Source organism: Pedobacter sp. GW821-FHT01D05, assembly GCF_059422505.1.
In genome coordinates, this window is record NZ_JBWKXA010000009.1 from 1 (window position 1) to 17,825 (window position 17,825).

The 17,825-nt window shown below is 40.0% G+C and carries 12 protein-coding genes; 7 read left to right on the plus strand and 5 right to left on the minus strand.

Annotated features, from left to right (window positions below; translation table 11 throughout):
• Positions 1-253: 253 nt before the first annotated feature.
• Entirely contained in the window at positions 254-4,684 is a 4,431-nt protein-coding gene (locus AC07VK_RS23400) for a translocation/assembly module TamB domain-containing protein (RefSeq protein ID WP_492963470.1), read from the minus strand.
• Between the two features lie 74 nt (positions 4,685-4,758).
• Between AC07VK_RS23400 and tsaD the strand changes: the two genes are divergently transcribed.
• The gene (tsaD, locus tag AC07VK_RS23405; RefSeq protein ID WP_492954364.1) at positions 4,759-5,760 is read left to right on the plus strand and encodes a tRNA (adenosine(37)-N6)-threonylcarbamoyltransferase complex transferase subunit TsaD; all 1,002 of its coding nucleotides are present in this window, start codon (positions 4,759-4,761) and stop codon (positions 5,758-5,760) included.
• A gap of 313 nt (positions 5,761-6,073) precedes the next feature.
• Positions 6,074-6,271 carry a hypothetical protein gene (locus AC07VK_RS23410; protein WP_057930348.1) on the plus strand — a complete coding sequence of 66 codons (198 nt, stop codon included), beginning with the start codon at positions 6,074-6,076 and terminating at the stop codon, positions 6,269-6,271.
• A 115-nt stretch (positions 6,272-6,386) separates the two neighbouring features.
• Here the strand turns inward: AC07VK_RS23410 and recA are convergent, their stop codons facing one another.
• Entirely contained in the window at positions 6,387-7,400 is a 1,014-nt protein-coding gene (recA, locus tag AC07VK_RS23415) for a recombinase RecA (RefSeq protein WP_057935221.1), read from the minus strand.
• A gap of 135 nt (positions 7,401-7,535) precedes the next feature.
• Positions 7,536-8,201, minus strand: coding sequence for an endonuclease III (gene nth / locus AC07VK_RS23420; RefSeq protein WP_492963472.1), 666 nt, complete (start codon positions 8,199-8,201; stop codon positions 7,536-7,538).
• 577 nt (positions 8,202-8,778) lie between these two features.
• On the opposite strand from nth, the gene AC07VK_RS23425 reads away from it, so the two are divergent.
• Positions 8,779-9,255: a DUF3347 domain-containing protein gene (locus AC07VK_RS23425; protein ID WP_492963474.1), complete on the plus strand. Its 477-nt coding sequence runs from the start codon at positions 8,779-8,781 to the stop codon at positions 9,253-9,255.
• A 16-nt stretch (positions 9,256-9,271) separates the two neighbouring features.
• The gene (locus AC07VK_RS23430; protein WP_492963476.1) at positions 9,272-11,563 is read left to right on the plus strand and encodes a multicopper oxidase domain-containing protein; all 2,292 of its coding nucleotides are present in this window, start codon (positions 9,272-9,274) and stop codon (positions 11,561-11,563) included.
• Between the two features lies 1 nt (position 11,564).
• On the opposite strand, the gene AC07VK_RS23435 is transcribed toward AC07VK_RS23430, so the two are convergent.
• Positions 11,565-12,524 (minus strand): hypothetical protein, encoded by a 960-nt coding sequence (locus AC07VK_RS23435; RefSeq protein WP_492963478.1) that lies wholly within the window; start codon positions 12,522-12,524, stop codon positions 11,565-11,567.
• A gap of 203 nt (positions 12,525-12,727) precedes the next feature.
• Between AC07VK_RS23435 and AC07VK_RS23440 the strand changes: the two genes are divergently transcribed.
• Genes AC07VK_RS23440 through AC07VK_RS23450 form a run of 3 tightly spaced genes read left to right on the plus strand, consistent with a single transcriptional unit; the run spans position 12,728 to position 15,479 of the window.
• Positions 12,728-13,828, plus strand: a complete 1,101-nt coding sequence (locus AC07VK_RS23440; protein ID WP_492963480.1) for a fatty acid desaturase family protein — start codon at positions 12,728-12,730, stop codon at positions 13,826-13,828.
• Entirely contained in the window at positions 13,818-14,876 is a 1,059-nt protein-coding gene (locus tag AC07VK_RS23445) for a fatty acid desaturase family protein (protein WP_492963482.1), read from the plus strand. The genes AC07VK_RS23440 and AC07VK_RS23445 overlap by 11 nt, the downstream gene beginning before the upstream one ends.
• Positions 14,877-14,900: 24 nt before the next feature.
• On the plus strand, positions 14,901-15,479 hold the full coding sequence (locus AC07VK_RS23450; RefSeq protein ID WP_492963484.1) for a hypothetical protein: 579 nt from the start codon (positions 14,901-14,903) through the stop codon (positions 15,477-15,479).
• Positions 15,480-15,751: 272 nt separating this feature from the next.
• Here the strand turns inward: AC07VK_RS23450 and AC07VK_RS23455 are convergent, their stop codons facing one another.
• Complete coding sequence (locus tag AC07VK_RS23455) at positions 15,752-16,936, minus strand: MFS transporter (RefSeq protein ID WP_492963486.1); 1,185 nt, start codon at positions 16,934-16,936, stop codon at positions 15,752-15,754.
• Between the last annotated feature and the right edge of the window lie 889 nt (positions 16,937-17,825).

Genomic DNA, 17,825 nt, shown 5'->3' on the forward strand with positions numbered 1-17,825 from the left:
AAACGCTTACCAAGCTTTCTTCTTGTAATACTATTTGGAAGAAGAAAATCAGTTGGATAAACCAAAGGAGATGACGCCGATTTTTAGAATCTTTCATTGATAGCCAGTCTGACAACACCTATGCTTAACTTAATGGCATTGCCGGGCAGGCCGTCGTTCCTCCTCACATCCTATTGCTATCGGATGACGTACGAGGAAGAATGACACCCTCGCTTGAACCAATGACCAATGAACTATTGACCAATGAACCCCTCTACCTCCGTTGGTTCCCTTTACTCTGATTGATAATCGCTTCTTTATTGATCGATTTATTTGTTTTAACAGGCGCCTGGCTTTGTTTCCGCTTTAAATTTCGACGGTAAGCACCAGAAATTTTCTGGATAAACTCTTTAAACGTATCAAACTGTTGGGTATACACCAAACCAAAAGAAGTCACGTTTGCCGTTGAGCTAATCCCGCTGTTTAGGAATATACTTTGTTGCGTAGGTGGTTTATTTGCGGCCTTAATGGTTAAGCTTCCATCTTTTTTAATTAAGAAAAGGGCCTCAACCTCTCTGCCTACGTTGTCTTTAGAGAAATCGATAACCGTAAAATCGTTCACACTGTTCCGGTCTACAATACCTGCGTTGATAATTAAACGATCGCTAAAGAATTTGAACGATGCATTGGCCTCACTCAAGGAACGTACGTTCAGATCGACAAAGTTTAAGTTTAATGAAGAAAGTACATTGTTAAACTGGTTGAATACCAACTCGGTAGCTGTACTGGCTGCGGTAGAACTGAGCTGGTTCCCGATCGATTCTCCTCCGTTTCCAGGGGCAAAACTTCTTCTGATAATTAAACTGAAAGCCTGCAGGTTCAGGTTGTTCTGATCGCTGAAATAGGTTTGCAGTTCTTCTTTGATAGAAGGCTGCGCAGGGAAATTGATATCAAGTTTGATATCTGGTTTTAAGAGTAAACCTGTTAAGCCCATCTCAACCTCGGTATTTACCCTTTGGTTGGCATTACTACTGGCATCGCGGTTGGCTGCTTTGTAAAGGTCGTTCAAACTCGCCCTCAAAGCATATACTGCCTTTAAGTTAATCTGTGCAGCCGTAGGGTTACCCGTCCAGCGGATGGTTCCACCTTGCCTGATTTCGAATTTTTTGTTGATGACCTCCTGGGCCGTAAAATCGAAACTTCCGGTCTCGATGATATAATCGCCAGACATTTCGAAATCGCCGAAACTGTTGATGTTCAGGTTCAGCTCTGCATTACCCTTGCCACTTAAATTTCCCAGGGTAGTAAATATATTCGCTGTGGTATTCGGGTCGATGGTTAATTTAAAGGTTAGGGTCAGGCCATCAAAGTTGGTCTTTTTCTTAACCAGCACAGTCGAATCGCGGCTTACAAAATTGATGAAATCTTTATCCGATATGGTTTCCGAACTGTTTAAAGGCAGGTTAAACACAGTTCCTTTCTCCGTTTTCGCCTTGATATCGATCTTCATTTTATTGGTAGGCCCGGTAAACGTAAATACACCTGTGCCATAAGCACGGCCGTAGTATACCGAATTGTCTTTCGCGGTAGTGTTTAAGGCCATTAAACTGTTTGCATTTACCGTTACTTTCAATGTAGGGTAGTTAATGTCGTTTAAATCGACAGTGCCGCGTGCAGTAGCCTCATGGCCTTCCAGGTCCTTAAGCTCAAAATCGCCGAGTTGAATTACGCTGTTATTTATTTCCACATCATCGGTAATTACATAAGTGGTTTTAAGGTAGTTCACCATGAGCTGGCCTTTATCTAGCGCTACTGTTCCGTTAATTTCTGGCTTTTCGAATTTTCCCTTTACCGTTAAGTCGGCAGAGATGTTCCCTTTTAAATTCGATACCAGTTGTTTAACGAAAGGCTCAAGAATAGTAAGTTTGCTTTCATCCATTTTTACAGCAAGGTCGATTTCTTTTTCTTTTAGATCGAGATTTCCGGTCAGCTTAAAAGTCTCCGAATCGTCGGCCATGATACGGGTAAATACGTTGATCTTTTTGCTTTCGTTGCTGTAAGATGAGGTATCGGTTAAAGTGCCGATATAGATATCGTTAAAGTTTAACGAATCGATCTTTAAATCGTCGGTTACCCTCGGTGCTTTTAATATGCCGTACAGATCGGTTGTGCCGTTCAGGTTTCCGCCCAGTTTAACACCAAAGCCTTTGGTAAAAGGGTTGAGGGTTTTTAGGTTGAAATCTTTAAAACCAACACTGATTAAATCTTTAGGGTCTTCCGAAATTAATCCGTCAATAATAACCTGCTGCTTTCCATTCGTTAAATCGAAATTACTGATCTCGGTTTTACCATTGTTGAGCACGATGCGTACCTTCTCCTGGATGCGCCACTCCTCGTTGTTGATTTTTAATATAGAGGGCAATACGCTTAGCCTTGCTGTAGTATCCTGGTTTTTGGTAAACTCTACCAGGCCGTTTAAATCGAGCTGATTGTCCTCTTCGGCATTCGACATTTTTACGTTGAAAGCCAAACTGTCGTTCCGCAGGATGTTGGAAATGTTTACATCTTTAATAAACAAACTGTCGTTAATCTGCACCCGGTCGGAAGTTACAATCAGTTGAAGCTGTTGTGTGGTTGTATTTTCATCGAGGATAATGTTGTTTACCACTATACCATTGTACTTTAGTTTCTTAACAAAACCGTTCAGCGTTGCGGTATTGTTGCGCGAATCGAAATCGCCGGTTACCGTAGCACCTTCTTCTAATTCTAAACCCGGTGCAAATATCTGCGCCAGCGGTTCGAACTTTTTAACCTTTAGGTTGAACTGAAAAATCTGGTTTTTGTATTTGATAATATCGGCCTTTAACGAAGGGATATACGTTTTGGCGATGGCCTTGTAATAAGAAACAATTGAATTTAAATCGTACTCACCTTTAATGCTGGCATCTAAAATGTCCGACCGGATATCGAGTACGCGGCTGGCGCCCGTTCCTGCGGCCATTAACTGTACCGAATCTACGCTATAGACACCTTTCGGATTTTGCAGCCTGATTTCTTCAATTAATAATTTACCCGAGATATTGTTCAGGTTGGTGCCCGAGAAATTGGTCGTAAATTTAGCGTCAACCTGCAACGAATCTTTCAGCAGCTTTAAAGCCTTCAATCTGGCTTTAGAAATAGTGGCATTAAAGTTAAATACAGGTAGTTTAGGGTTCAGGTTTACCCCGCCATCAAAAACCAGTTTAACGTTACGGTCGTTAATGCTCAGTTTGCCATCGAAATACTTTTTGTTAAAGGTTCCATCAATCTTCACATTATGGTAACGGTAATTGTTAAAGTCGATATAGTCTACATCACCATTTATCTTCTCGGTTAAATCTTTAAGCTCGGTACCACGGCCCTTAACATACAGCGAGGAGCTGATACGGCCAAGGCTTTTTTCGTCAATCAGGTTGCCCAGGTTAAAATCGTAGGTTTTTACGTTCCCGGTATAAGACGGAACATCGTTTTTATCGATTTTCATGTTCACATCCGAAACAATACGGCCAAGTTTGGTTTTAAATTCGCCGTAAGCAATAAAGTCGTTCTGGAAACCGGTAAAACTTCCGTTAAAGTTAATGTTGCCGAATTTGTTTACAATTACCGGAACAATTTTCTTTTTGCTGTTGGTAATGCCAGCCAGCACCTCATCCAGATCGGTTTTATTTGTGCCCGCCATTTCAATGTTAAGGTCCATAAAGGTCTCTTTCCATTTTGGCAGACCCTTTAAAATAAAATCGCCTTTAATATGTGTGGCCCTTCCGGTTTTTAACGATAGTTTTTTGGCTTTAAGGTTGTTCACTAAACCAGTAATCTGGCCATCAACATCCAGATCAAGTTTCATGGTGTTCATTTCTGGCGCAAAAAAAGCAACGTCTCTTGAGCTGATGTGGCTATCTTTAAAAATAGCCTTCATCCGCACATTATCTATATAATGGTTAAAGTCTTTATAACTTTTAAACCGCATCTGGTAGTAATCGGTTAAACGGCTCTGATTGGTTTCGAGCAATAGGTTTTTCAGCTCGATGGCATTACTATCAATGGTTGTTTCAGCCGTTAGGTTTTTAAGGTAAAACCCACTACGCTCTTTAAAAGTGAGGTTTTTAATATTGGTTTTAATCAAATGGTTTTTGGTATCGAGCCCTTCAAAAATTCCGCTCAACTCTTTAACACTTACGTTTTCGAAGTTTACACTTTTACCCTGAACAGTATCTTTTGCCCTGTAGTTGATATACCTGAAAGCAAATTTATTTAGGATAATGCGGCCAATATTAATATCGTATGGTTTGCTTTTCTTTTTCTTTACAGTAGGTTTACCAGAATCGAAGTAGTTTATAATGAAATCGAGATTAGAAGACTTATCTTTGAAATCCTTTAGGAAAAACTGCCCGTTGTTAATTTGAACGGTATTAATATCGATGATCTTTTTATCAATGGATAGTTGATTAATATCCACCATAAATTGCGGTGTGCTTAGTAAAGTGTCTTTTTGTAAATCTAAAACCAATAAATCTTCGAGTACAATAGATTTAAATGGTTTGATGTAGAGACTCTTGATTGATACGGTGGTTTTAAGCTCTTTAGATAAATATGCGGCAGCCTTCTGCGCAAAATAAGTTTGAACAGGCTTAAATTGTAGCGAAAAAATAAGAAGCGCAAGCAGCAAGATTATTGATGCGATTACCCAAAGGAGTATTTTAAATAGTTTTTTAATAATTTTGCAGCTTAAATATTAATAATTTGTCTGTTATACTTGCTATCGAGTCTTCTTGCGATGATACATCCGTTGCTATTTGTAACAACGGCAAAATTACTGCCAATGTTATTGCAAACCAAACAATTCATCAAAATTATGGTGGTGTTATACCTGAATTAGCTTCAAGGGTACATCAACAAAATATTGTGCCTGCCGTACAACAAGCTTTGATTAATGCTAAAGTTACAAAACAGGACATTAATGCGGTCGCTTTTACACGTGGCCCCGGTCTTTTAGGATCGTTGCTGGTTGGTGTTTCTTTTGCAAAATCTTTCGCATTAGCTTTAAATATACCTTTAATTTCTGTCAATCATATGCATGCGCACATTTTAGCGCACTTTATTGATGATCCTAAGCCAGGTTTTCCATTTATCTGTTTAACGGTTTCGGGTGGGCACACGCAGATTGTGCTGGTAAAAGATTATTTTGACATGGAAATAATTGGCGAAACATTAGATGATGCAGCTGGTGAAGCTTTTGATAAAACCGCTAAGTTACTGGCTTTACCTTATCCGGGAGGGCCGTTGATCGATAAACATGCACAACATGGAAATCCTTTGGCCTTTAAATTTGCCGAACCGCAAATTGCCGATCTGAATTTTAGCTTTAGCGGTTTTAAAACTTCTATCCTGTATTTTATCAGGAAGCAGGAAAAAGAAAACCCTAATTTTATTGCCGAAAATTTAGATGATATTTGTGCATCGGTTCAACATAGCATTGTGCAGATTTTACTGAATAAATTGAAGAAAGCGGCAAAACAATACGGAATTAATGAAATTGCTATTGCAGGAGGCGTTTCGGCAAACTCTGGCTTAAGAAATGGATTACAGCAAACTGCCGACGAACTGGGCTGGAAGGTTTATATCCCCGCTTTTCAATACTGTACCGATAATGCGGGTATGATTGCCATTGCAGGTTACCAGAAATACCTGAAAAAGGATTTTGTGGGGCAGGATGTTTCGCCAATGGCGAGGATGGAGTTTTAGTTTTGGTTTTGGTTCATTGGTCATTGGTTATTGGTTATTGGTTCATTGGTCATTGGTTCATTGGTCATTGGTTCATTGGTCAATAGTTTATGGTTAATTGACTGGAGTAGTTAACTGTTAGCAGTAAACTGGCAACTGAAAACTGGCAACTGAAAACTGATTAATTCCCTCGTTCGTCATTGCGAGGAACGAAGCAATCTTACTACAGTGGTTAATGCAATGTACCTCCGTGTTTCTGTGCTTCCGTGGCAAAAAACTGTAAACCGCCAATTGAAAACTGGCAACGAGAATTGTTTAAATTGAATTTATATATATGACTGGAGCATCGTTAATATTTTGGATTGTTTGCGCGATACCGCTAATCGGTATTTTATATTGGTTGATCAGAAATGACAAAAACAAACTAAAAGGAAGCTGGGGCGTGATTATTTTAGGTGCTTTGGTTATTGCGGCGCTTTTGGTAATTGTATATGTAACCAAAGATTTTAGTGCCATTTTTAGTCAGAACTAATAACCGTGTCTTTCAATAGAGGTCTGCGCTATAAAATATGATAACATATAAAGCAAAACGCCCTGCTAAAATTTAATTTAGCAGGGCGTTTTAATGTTATTGAATTAAGACGGGCTTATTTCTCAGCCAATTTATCGCCGGTTACTTCGGCTTTGATCTTAATTTCTAATTCTTCTGCCAGTTCAGGGTTGTCGCTTAACAATTGTTTTACGGCATCTCTACCTTGTCCTAATTTGGTATCTCCGTAAGAGAACCATGATCCTGCTTTCTTGATGATGCCAAAATCAACACCTAAGTCGATAATCTCACCGTTTTTAGAAATACCTTCACCAAACATCACATCAAATTCTGCAATACGGAAAGGCGGGGCCACTTTATTTTTAACAATTTTTACTTTAACACGATTACCGGAAACTTCGTCAGAATCTTTGATCTGCGAAATACGACGGATATCTAAACGTACCGATGCATAAAATTTCAATGCATTACCTCCGGTTGTGGTTTCGGGATTACCGAACATCACACCAATTTTATCACGTAACTGGTTAATGAAAATACAGCAACATCCGGTTTTCGAAATTGTTCCTGTTAATTTACGTAATGCCTGACTCATTAAACGGGCATGTAAACCCATTTTACTGTCGCCCATTTCGCCTTCAATTTCACTTTTAGGAACCAAAGCCGCAACAGAGTCAATTACAATTACATCAATAGCACCCGAGCGGATTAAGTTATCGGCAATTTCTAATGCCTGCTCGCCATTATCGGGTTGAGAGATTAAAAGGTTATCGGTATCTACACCTAATTTCTTTGCATAAAACTGATCAAAGGCATGCTCTGCATCGATAAAAGCAGCAATACCGCCTTTTTTCTGTGCTTCGGCAATAATATGTGTTGCTAAAGTTGTTTTACCAGAAGATTCCGGACCATAGATTTCAATTACACGGCCTTTTGGAATACCGCCAATACCTAAAGCAATATCTAAACTGATTGAACCTGTAGAAATAAAATCTATCGGCTCAATGGCAGAATCGCCGAGTTTCATGATGGTACCTTTACCGTAAGATTTCTCTAGCTTATCTAAAGTAAGTTGTAGGGCTTTTAATTTATCTGGATTTGCAGTGCTCATTTCTTTTTTCATTGATTGCGTAAATATAATCGTTTATCGGCTAATATACTTAAATGTTGATATTTATAATACTAATATATTTAGCTAAGGTAAATGTTTTTTAGCTAATGTCAATAGTAAAATGAAAATAATTTTTTAAGCTTTTAATTTATCCCTTTCGTTTTGTGCGGTCAAGCGTTCGAAGTACCTGCACATGTAGGTAATTTCACAAACATCGCATTTGGGGCTTCGGGCCACACAAACGTAACGCCCGTGCAAAATAAGCCAGTGGTGTGCAATGTGGATATCGTGTTCGGGAAGGTTTTTAACTAAATCTTTTTCAACCGTCAAGGGGGTTTTGCCATTGGTTAAACCCAAACGGTTGGCCACACGGAAAACATGGGTATCAACCGCCATTGCCGGTGCATTGTAAATTACCGAGGCAATTACATTGGCGGTTTTGCGGCCAACACCTGGCATTTTCTGTAAGTCGTCAATCCCCGAAGGCACTACATCGTTAAATTCGTTAAGCAGGATATTGGCCATACCCACCAGGTGTTTTGCCTTATTGTTGGGGTAGCTGATGCTTCTGATATAGTCGAAAACAATATCGGGCGTAGCTTCGGCCAGCGCTTTAGCATTAGGGAACCGTTGAAAAAGTGCAGGGGTTACCATGTTTACCCTTTTATCGGTGCACTGTGCAGATAGGATTACGGCTACTAAAAGCTGGTAGGGATTGTGATAATGTAACTCGGTTTCTGCATCAGGCTGCTTGGCCGAAAAATGTTCTACAAAAAGTTTGTAGCGTTCTTTTTTAAGCATGTGCAAATATAAGTTAAAGATGGAAAATGTAATATGTTAAATGGAAGATGAGGGTGGGGTATGCAAGATGAGGGGTGGAAGAGGCATGCGGTAAAACTGTGGTTTGCCATCCTGAGGGTTAATTATTGTATAAAAATCAATATACAATATAAATGATAGGGGGATTTAAAGAAAATAAATCTCCTCAGATTATCGTCATTGCGAGAAGGCTTTTTCAGCCGACGAAGCAATCTTTCTAGCAAGGATCACTAATATGAAAGATTGCTTCGTCGTTCCTCCTCGCAATGACGATCTTTCTATTGGGACTGTCAATGATAGCTTAGTCGAAGGACCTTTACTTATAGAGGTTAATTGTTTGAATTACTCAATCCACGCCAACCGCTTAACGCCAAACCCGTGACCCAACTGTAGAGCAATAATTATATAAACATTTTTGGTAAAAGTATAACATCCGGAAAAGCCATACCGCTAGCTTTGTATATAATAAAACCCTGTTCTGGTTGCAAAGCAAATTAAAAAAGCTGCTTGCTAACTGGTTTCAGGGAAAAAATTCGCTAACATTTAATTTAAACACAAAATGAAAAGATTATTTAAATTCTGGACAATCAATGTCCTTGTGCTCATAGTAGCCGGCAGTGTATCAGCACAGGAAAAAGCAGCAGCGGTTAACCCTTTACAGGCTTATTACGAAGTTAAAGATGCCTTAATTAGCAGCAATGCAGGCGTGACTGGAACCAAGGCTACTGCATTAATTAATGCGATAAAAGCCAACGAAAAAACGAACGCTTCGAAAGTATTGCGCGATAAAATATTATTTGATGCCGAGCACATTGCCGAGAGTAAAGATATCGAACATCAAAGAGATCATTTTACTTCTTTATCAACCGATTTTTATGCCTTGGTAAAAGCAGTAAAACTTAACGATAAGCCTGTTTATTATGTTTATTGTCCGATGAAGAAAAGCTATTGGTTAAGTGAAGGCGAGGCGATAAAAAATCCATATTACGGTAATAAAATGTTAACTTGTGGTAAGGTTGCCGAAGTACTTAAATAAAAAAACACGCTACAAAATGAAGTTTATTTTAGTTTGTTGCCTTAGTATTTTGCTTAGTAGTTTTGCTTTTGGCCAACATCAGCACAACGAGGTAAAAGCAGCTGACCCCAAAAAAGCGCCCCAGAAAGCAAGTGATGCAGAAACTTTAGGTAGCAACAGCTCGCCAAGGGTTGTGCGCTATGATTTATATGTTGCCGATACAACCGTAACTTTTGGGGGGAAGCCTAAAAGAGCCATTGCGGTGAATGGGCAAATACCCATGCCAACGCTAACCTTTACCGAGGGCGATACAGCAGAAATACATGTGCACAACAGGCTAAAAGAGTCAACCTCCTTGCATTGGCACGGGCTGTTTCTCCCTAATCAATATGATGGGGTTCCTTATTTAACCCAAATGCCTATTGAACCCAATAAAACCCATGTTTACCGTTTTCCTATTATACAGAACGGTACCCATTGGTACCATAGCCATTCGGGCCTGCAGGAGCAGATTGGAATGTACGGCGCAATGATCTTAAACAAAAGAAAAGAGCCCGCTATACCTACAGTACCTGTTGTTTTAAGTGAGTGGACAAATATGATGCCCCACGAAGTTGACAGGCGATTACACAATGCCAATGACTGGTTCGCGATAAAAAAAGGTACCACGCAGAGTTATGCTGAAGCCATAAAAGGCGGGCACTTTAAAACCAAACTCACCAACGAACTGAAACGGATGACCGCCATGGATGTGAGTGATGTGTACTACGAAGCATTTTTAGTAAATGGAAAAAATCAGTACCAGGTACCAAACAAGCTCAAAGCAGGCGATAAGGTAAGATTGCGCATTGCTAACGGCGGGGCATCTACTTATTTTTGGCTCACTTACGCAGGTGGTAAAATAACGGTAGTGGCCAATGATGGTAACGATGTAACGCCGGTAGAGGTAGACCGGTTGATTATTGCCGTTTCCGAAACCTATGATGTAATGGTAACCATCCCCGAAAATAAAAGTTACCAGTTTTTGGTAACACCCGAAGACCGTACCCAATCTGCTTCCCTATGGCTTGGCAATGGAGAAAAAGTGCCGGCTCAAAAACTACCCAAACTGAAATATTTCGAAGGCATGAAAATGATGAACGAAATGATGGATATGAACGGCAACCTGGTGCAGATGGAAGGCATGAAAATGCAGAACCAGGTGATGGATATGAATACCGTAATGTATGCTGAACTGGATGATGCCGGGACAGATACGGTTGCTTCGGATGCACATCAGGGCCACGATATGGGTAGCAACAATGGTGTAAAAGGCCCCATTACAACATTAAACTACGATATGCTGCGCTCGCCGGAAAAAACGGTTTTGCCTAAAGCCCCAACCCGTGAAATGGAGTTTCAGTTAACGGGCAATATGAACCGTTATGTTTGGACTTTAGATAATAAAACCATCTCTGAAGAGGATAAAATCCTCATCAAAAAGGGCGAAAACCTGCGGATCATTTTATATAACAATAGTATGATGCGGCACCCTATGCACCTGCATGGGCACGATTTTAGGGTAATTAATGGTCAGGGCGATTATGCACCTTTAAAAAATGTACTCGATATCATGCCCATGGAGCGCGATACCATTGAGTTTAGTGCTTCAGAAAGTGGCGATTGGTTTTTTCACTGCCATATTTTATACCACATGATGAGCGGGATGGGTAAAATTTTTAGCTATGAAAACTCACCGTTAAACCCCGAAATCCCAAACCCTAAATTGGCACAGCGAAAACTTTTTGCCGATGACAGGATGTTTCATTTTATGGCCGAAAACGATTTTGCCAGCAACGGAAACGACGGTATGGCCATGTTGGCAAATACGCGCTGGAGCATTGGCGCCGAATGGCGCTTAGGTTACAATAAAATGCATGGCTTTGAAACCGAAACCCATATTGGCCGGTATATAGACCAGATGCAGTGGCTAATGCCTTTTGTGGGGTTCGATTGGCGCTACCGGAAAATGGAAGCTGGCGAACGCGAAACCAATATTTTTGGCCAGAAAAGCACAAAGGATAAAAGAAGTATGTTTAGTGTAGGGCTTGCCTACACCTTGCCTATGTTGGTAATAGCGCAGGCAGAAGTTTACCACGATGGTAATGTTCGTTTGCAGTTGATGCGGGAAGATATACCGGTTTCTAAGCGATTAAGGGCAAGCTTTATGGTAAACAGCGATAAAGAATTTATGGGCGGACTTAAGTTTATTACCACTAAATACATGGGTATTTCTGCCCACTATGATAGCGATATGGGGTTCGGCGCTGGTTTAACACTTAATTATTGATCTAACCATTAGTAATCTCCCTCAACAACTTGTCGCATTCGGCAAAGGCATTATACAGATATTTATTGCGGTGTTTTTCGCCCTGACCGCTAAAAGAAACCGATTTCATAATCAGGCCCTGCATCCATTGTTTGGTTTGTTTGCAGTAGGCCTGGTCTTCGGTTCTTAAATAATTAAAGGTATTAAACCTGTTGTAACAGGCCATGCGGTCTTTAAAATCGACCAGATAAGCGATGCTTCCCAATACATCGCAATTGTACCAGTTAAAGGTATGGTTAGGGTCGATGGTTTTTTTGCTGCTAATGGCGTACATATTCATATCGGTAAGGCAATACCGTACCTGCTCTACAATTTTCACGGCCAGCCCGGTATCGGAAAGGTGCCCGGCTTCGAATGCATACCTGATCTGTTCGAGTGTGCCTGTTACAGTATCCTTAGACCATATTTCGGTGCTTGGTATTTCCAGATAAGTGGCATGCAGCTCCTGTGAAATTTTAATAATTTCATCGGATAGGAAGGAAGAGCTAAACGGCGTTTTGAGGTTATTCGCGCTATTTGCCCAAAAGAACAGTTTAAAGCTGGTGAGTTCAGGATACTTGAAAAAATGAAATAAAGGAATATCGTCGGTCGTAATGGTGATGTGTTTCTTATTGCTGTTTTTGATGGCTTTTATATTGTCCAATAAATTTCGGAGATAGCCGATCATATCTAAATCTTCATTTACACTTAAATAACTAAAAGTAACCGATAACGATTGTTTTGGGCTGTACAGAAACGGGACATCAAAACAATCAGAAAGCTTGATGATTTGCTGAAAAGTAAGGTTGCTGTCGCCCCTGATTTTCTTATAGGCCTCATTCGTGCTTATTCCTAACTCTTCGGCTACACTCAGCGCCAAGTTCTGGTATTCGGGCAGGGCTGATCTGATGGCCTGGAAAAATAATGCCTGTTGATTATTCATAAAGATTAATTTTTTAAGGGAATATAAGGTTTTTTAATAATCAATTGGATTATTACTTCAGATTAAATTAGGCAATATAATTTATAATCAGAGGCAGGTGGTTTTTATTTTCTTTTAAAAATAATTATCTATTCGTTTATAATCTTTAAGGTTAATTGCAGTTTGTTCGATGTTTTAGATTTGATTAGGAATTAAAACGCACTATGATGAACAAATTAAGATTTATAAAAGATGAAGGCTCCGAATTCTACAAAGAATTAAACGAGCAGATAGAACAATATTTTATTCAAACCGGATTGAGGAAAACCGGCAATGCAAAAATGTTTTTCAAGATTTTCCTGTATTTCGGATTGGATATCCTGTTTTACGTCTTGATGATTACCAGCCATGCGGTGTGGACATTCTATGTTTTTTACCTGCTGATGGGACTGTCGGTTTTGTTAACCGCTTTTAATGTTTCGCATGATGCCGCCCATGGTGTAGCGGTTAAAAGTAAGTTCTGGAACCAGTTATTGTTTTCGTTAAGTTTTAACTTGCAGGGCAATAATGCTTATGTATGGGGCAAGAACCACAACGAATCGCACCATTTATATACCAATATAGAGGGAAGTGATATTGATGTGCTGAACAATCCCCTGTTCAGGATGACCGAATCTCAGCCTTTAAAAGGGTATCACCGGTACCAGTTTATTTATGCGCCGTTTCTATACCTTTTTTACTCTATCAACTGGTTCTTTTTCAGGGAAACCTTGATGTTGTTCAATTTATCGAGCCGTACTATTAAAGTGGAGATTCCCCGTGTTGAAGCGGTAAAGCTGGTCATATATAAGCTCTCGTATATAGGTTATATGATCGTTTTGCCTATTTATCTATTGCCTTTCAGTTGGACAGTAGTTTTGATGGCTTTCCTGCTGAACCATTTTATTATTTCTCTGCTGTTTGTATCAGTGTTAGGCGTTGCACACTTATCAGATTTTGTAGCTCACCCTGTGCCCGATAAAAATAATCAGTTGAACATGAGCTGGCCGAAACTGCAGTTGCTCACCTCAATCGATTATCATGCAGAAAGTAAATTTCTAAACTGGACACTTGGTGGTTTTAATGCTCATGCGGTACACCACCTGCTTCCAAACGTTTGCCATGTGCATTACCTTGATATTATTCCAATTTTTAAAGCGCTGGCTAAAAAGCACAAGCTTACTTATATGGAAATGTCGTACGGCAAATCTCTGGCCTCACATTTTAGGTTTTTGAAAATGATGGGCAGAAGTGAACACTTAATCCCGATGCGATATGAAGGATAAACATATTCATGTAGCGGCTGATAGTCAGTTGCTAAAAGCGATATACAAGCGTGTAGCGCAGGAGTTGGTAATCGATAAATTTGCTTTTATGAGGATAATAGCACTTAAATTCCTTGTGTATTTCCTACTCACCCTTTTGGCCTATTTAGCTTTGTACCATATTGTTGATCCGGTTAGTTTTATAGGCTGTTTTATGGGCTATGGTTTTATCTCGTTGCTCTTTGCCTTTAACTTTTCGCACGATTTTTCGCACAATACCATTTTTAAAAGCAAGCGGCTTAACCATTTCTGTTTTGTGGCTATTTATACACTGGTAGGTGCGCATGCCGAAGCCTGGAAACTGAGGCATGTTAATTCGCATCATTATGCGCCAAATGTAGAGGATTATGATTCAGATCTTAAAATATCGAAGCTGATCCGCGTAGTACCCGATAGTAAACAGTATTGGTTTCATGCTTACCAACACCTGTATGCACCATTGGCTTATACTACCTATTCGCTGTTCTGGATTTTTATTAAAGATTTTGTGATTCTTTTTGGCAATGATGGCTTCGTTATTAAAAAAGACTTTAAATATTACCTGTCTTTTTTACTTCAAAAATCAATCTATATTGGTCTGTTGCTGGTGCTACCCATATTTTTTTCCGGCCAGCAGTGGTACGTGGTAGTATTTGGCTTTTTGATGATGCATTTAAGCCAATCGTTGTTTTTACTGTTTACATTTTTTATGACCCACCATGTAGAGGAAACACAATATCCGAAAGCAGATGCGCAGGGTTATATCAATGCTTCCTGGCTGATGAACCAGGTAAAAAGTTCGAACGATATGCATCCTTTTAGTAAAACGGCAAATTTTATTTTGGGTGGTTTTAATAATCATATTGCCCATCATCTATTCCCGCACTACCATCATGTGTATTATCCGCAGATCAGTAAAATATTATACGAAATGTTAAATGAGAATGGGATAACACCCAATTGTACCAGTTATTTGGGCGGGATAAAATCTCATTTAAAGCTGCTTAAAAGAATGGGAGCTGCTGCATAGTCCTCATGCTCATTTAAATTAAACATGATGAAATATTTATTGATATGCTTTTGTTTGTTACTGTTTATAGATGCATCAGCACAACAGGATACCTTACACCAAAATCATAAATTTTACTATGGTGTAGGTTTGAGCGGAGGTAAAGGAACTGAAGATGGTGGTTACGGTGAGCTTCATCTTTATTTGCAGCGTAAAACCAATTATATTGCTTTTAAATCATCGGGTATTTCGGAATTCGAGCTTTTTGGAGATAGGCCTAATCCCAGTATTTCTGATGTTGGGATTACTGTAGGCAAAAGTTATAGTTTCGAACGCTATATCAACATCAAGCTTGGTGCAGGGCTGGCATTTACGGAGCAGATATCAAGAGGTGCATTTTTGTACAATACTTGTAAGTCTATGTTTTGCCTGTTTGATCATGATGTTTATGAAATTGTTACCACCCGAACTATTGGCATTCCGATAGAAGTAAGGACCAGTTTTTTGGTTGGGAGGGCTGCAGCGTTAACCCTTGGAATGAGTGCAAATCTCAATAGCGCAAATAGCTTTTGTGGCTTTTCGGTGGGTGCTACCTTTGGGCGTTTGAGAGACAGAGTGAAGTGATTATTGAATGATTGAGTTTCGAATGAGCGAATGATTTAGATTTTCTCATTCACTCATTCAAAAATGGCACACTGGGTTTTTAATTAACGGCATGACCTTTCATTTTAAACCTGATGGGAGCGATAGCCCGAGCTTTTTCTGCAAGGCTTTAGCGGACAGCAGGACTGACAATTTTTTCTTGCACTAACCTATGTTTTCCAAAAAAATTGCAATATTATAAATTGCTTCACCCCCATCACACAACACCGCTTCGTTCGCAATGACGAATATTTTTAATGAAAAGAAGCAGCAGGTACTTTAACCTGTTCGGTTAGCCCCTGGTTACTTTTGATCAGCCAAAATGCAAAGAAAGCACCAACCAAAGCCATAGCCGCACCAACATAAGCCGGCGAAGTATAATCGAAGCCATAAACCAGTGGAAGCCCGCCGAAGAATGCGCCTAAAGCGTTACCAATGTTAAAACTCGCCTGACTTGCAGATGCGGCCAGCATTTCGGAGCCCTTAGCACTCTGGATCATTAACATTTGTATTGGAGCAGCTAACGCAAAAGATACAGCGCCGGTAACAAAAGTCATAATTAAAGCTAAGGGCTGACTTGCAGATACGAAATGAACAATGGTTAGGGTAATCACCATAGTTAGTAACAAAGCTGCCGATGCTTTTGCCGGTGAAAATTTATCGGCCAGTATACCACCGATATAATTACCGCATAACATGCCTATACCCGCTAACATTAATATGTAGGTTACTGCATTTGGCGAAAAGCCTGCAACATCTGTCATTAAAGGGGCGATATAACTGTACCAGGTAAATAAGCCACCCGTTCCGATCGAGATCATAAAAATAATGATCCAGGCTTCTCTTTTTTTGAAGAAACTTAGTTCGGCTTTTAAGTCGCGGTTTTTGGTGGCTTCCAGTGCTGGTAGCCATAACTTTAAACTTAGCAAAGTAATAAGGCCAACAATTACGACAACGGCAAAAGATATCCGCCAGGAGAAATTGTGACCGATAAAGGTGCCCAATGGTACCCCAACAATATTGGCGATGGTTAAGCCCATAAACATAAGCGATACAGCCTGAGCAGCTTTTCCCTTTTCGGCTATTCTGCTGGCCACTACCGATCCTACACCGAAAAATGCGCCATGTGGTAAACCCGAAAGCAATCGGGCAATAAACAGGGTATCAAAAGTAGGGGCGAATGCAGAGAAAGCATTAAATACCGTGAACATGATCATCAAGGCAATCAAAATCATTTTCGGTGGATATTTACCGGCGATCATGATCAATAAGGGTGCGCCGATAACTACACCTAAAGCGTATGCCGAAATTAGATGCCCTGCCTGTGGAATGGTTACTGCTAAATCTTTTGAGATATCGGGTAGCAGGCCCATCATAACAAATTCTGTTATGCCGATGCCTAAACCGCCTAAAGTGAGTGGGAGCAAGTTCTTGTTCATAGCGTACTTAGTGTTAAATTTACACTATGCAAAGGTAAGGCTTTTTGTTTTAGGGGATTGTAAAAATTAGGCCATTTATGGAGGGGAGGGCAGTGAGAAGTTGTAAGATGGGGAATGGATGATTTATTGTTAAATTGTTTTATTGTTGATGGTCAGATAGTCAATAGTTCATGGTCAGGTAGGTGATGCTAATTCCCAGAGCTGTCCGTAGAGTTCCGAAGGGTCTCTACGGATTGAGTTATGGAAAAGAGTCTTTGACTCATTTCTGGTTCATAACTAAAAGTTAAATCTGGAAACTCAACATGATCTGATAGTCCGTAGTGAGGCTGCGCTTAACACTACGGATAGGAGGGGATAGGAGGGGTGAAGTTTTAATCAAGTTTTCTGTAAGGCGGTCGTCACCCTGAATTTACCAGAGCTGTCCGTAGAGTTCCGAAGGGTCTCTACGGATTGAGTTATGGAAAAGAGTCTTTGACTCATTTCTGGTTCATAACTAAAAGTTGAATCTGGAAACTCAACATGATATGATAGTCCGTAGTGACGCTGCGCTTAACACTACGGATAGGAGGGTAATGACGTGCAAAGGTGGTTATTAAGATAATAAAGCACCCCAGGGCTGTCCGTAGAGTTCCGAAGGGTCTCTACGGATTGAGTTATGGAAAAGAATCTTTGACTCATTTCTGGTTCATAACTAAAAGTTGAATCTGGAAACTCAACATGATATGATAGTCCGTAGTGACGCTGCGCTTAACACTACGGATAGGAGGGTAATGACGTGCAAAGGTGGTTATAAGATAATAAAGCACCCCAGGGCTGTCCGTAGAGTTCCGAAGGGTCTCTACGGATTGAGTTATGGAAAAGAATCTTTGACTCATTTCTGGTTCATAAC

Bases quoted from the DNA above. Each gene is read 5' to 3' on its own strand.
- AC07VK_RS23410 (WP_057930348.1), top strand. From the start codon at position 6,074: ATGACTGGAGCATCGTTAATATTTTGGATTGTTTGCGCGATACCGCTA.
- recA (WP_057935221.1), bottom strand. From the start codon at position 7,400: ATGAGCACTGCAAATCCAGATAAATTAAAAGCCCTACAACTTACTTTA.
- nth (WP_492963472.1), bottom strand. From the start codon at position 8,201: ATGCTTAAAAAAGAACGCTACAAACTTTTTGTAGAACATTTTTCGGCC.
- AC07VK_RS23425 (WP_492963474.1), top strand. From the start codon at position 8,779: ATGAAAAGATTATTTAAATTCTGGACAATCAATGTCCTTGTGCTCATA.
- AC07VK_RS23430 (WP_492963476.1), top strand. From the start codon at position 9,272: ATGAAGTTTATTTTAGTTTGTTGCCTTAGTATTTTGCTTAGTAGTTTT.
- AC07VK_RS23435 (WP_492963478.1), bottom strand. From the start codon at position 12,524: ATGAATAATCAACAGGCATTATTTTTCCAGGCCATCAGATCAGCCCTG.
- AC07VK_RS23440 (WP_492963480.1), top strand. From the start codon at position 12,728: ATGATGAACAAATTAAGATTTATAAAAGATGAAGGCTCCGAATTCTAC.
- AC07VK_RS23445 (WP_492963482.1), top strand. From the start codon at position 13,818: ATGAAGGATAAACATATTCATGTAGCGGCTGATAGTCAGTTGCTAAAA.
- AC07VK_RS23450 (WP_492963484.1), top strand. From the start codon at position 14,901: ATGATGAAATATTTATTGATATGCTTTTGTTTGTTACTGTTTATAGAT.
- AC07VK_RS23455 (WP_492963486.1), bottom strand. From the start codon at position 16,936: ATGAACAAGAACTTGCTCCCACTCACTTTAGGCGGTTTAGGCATCGGC.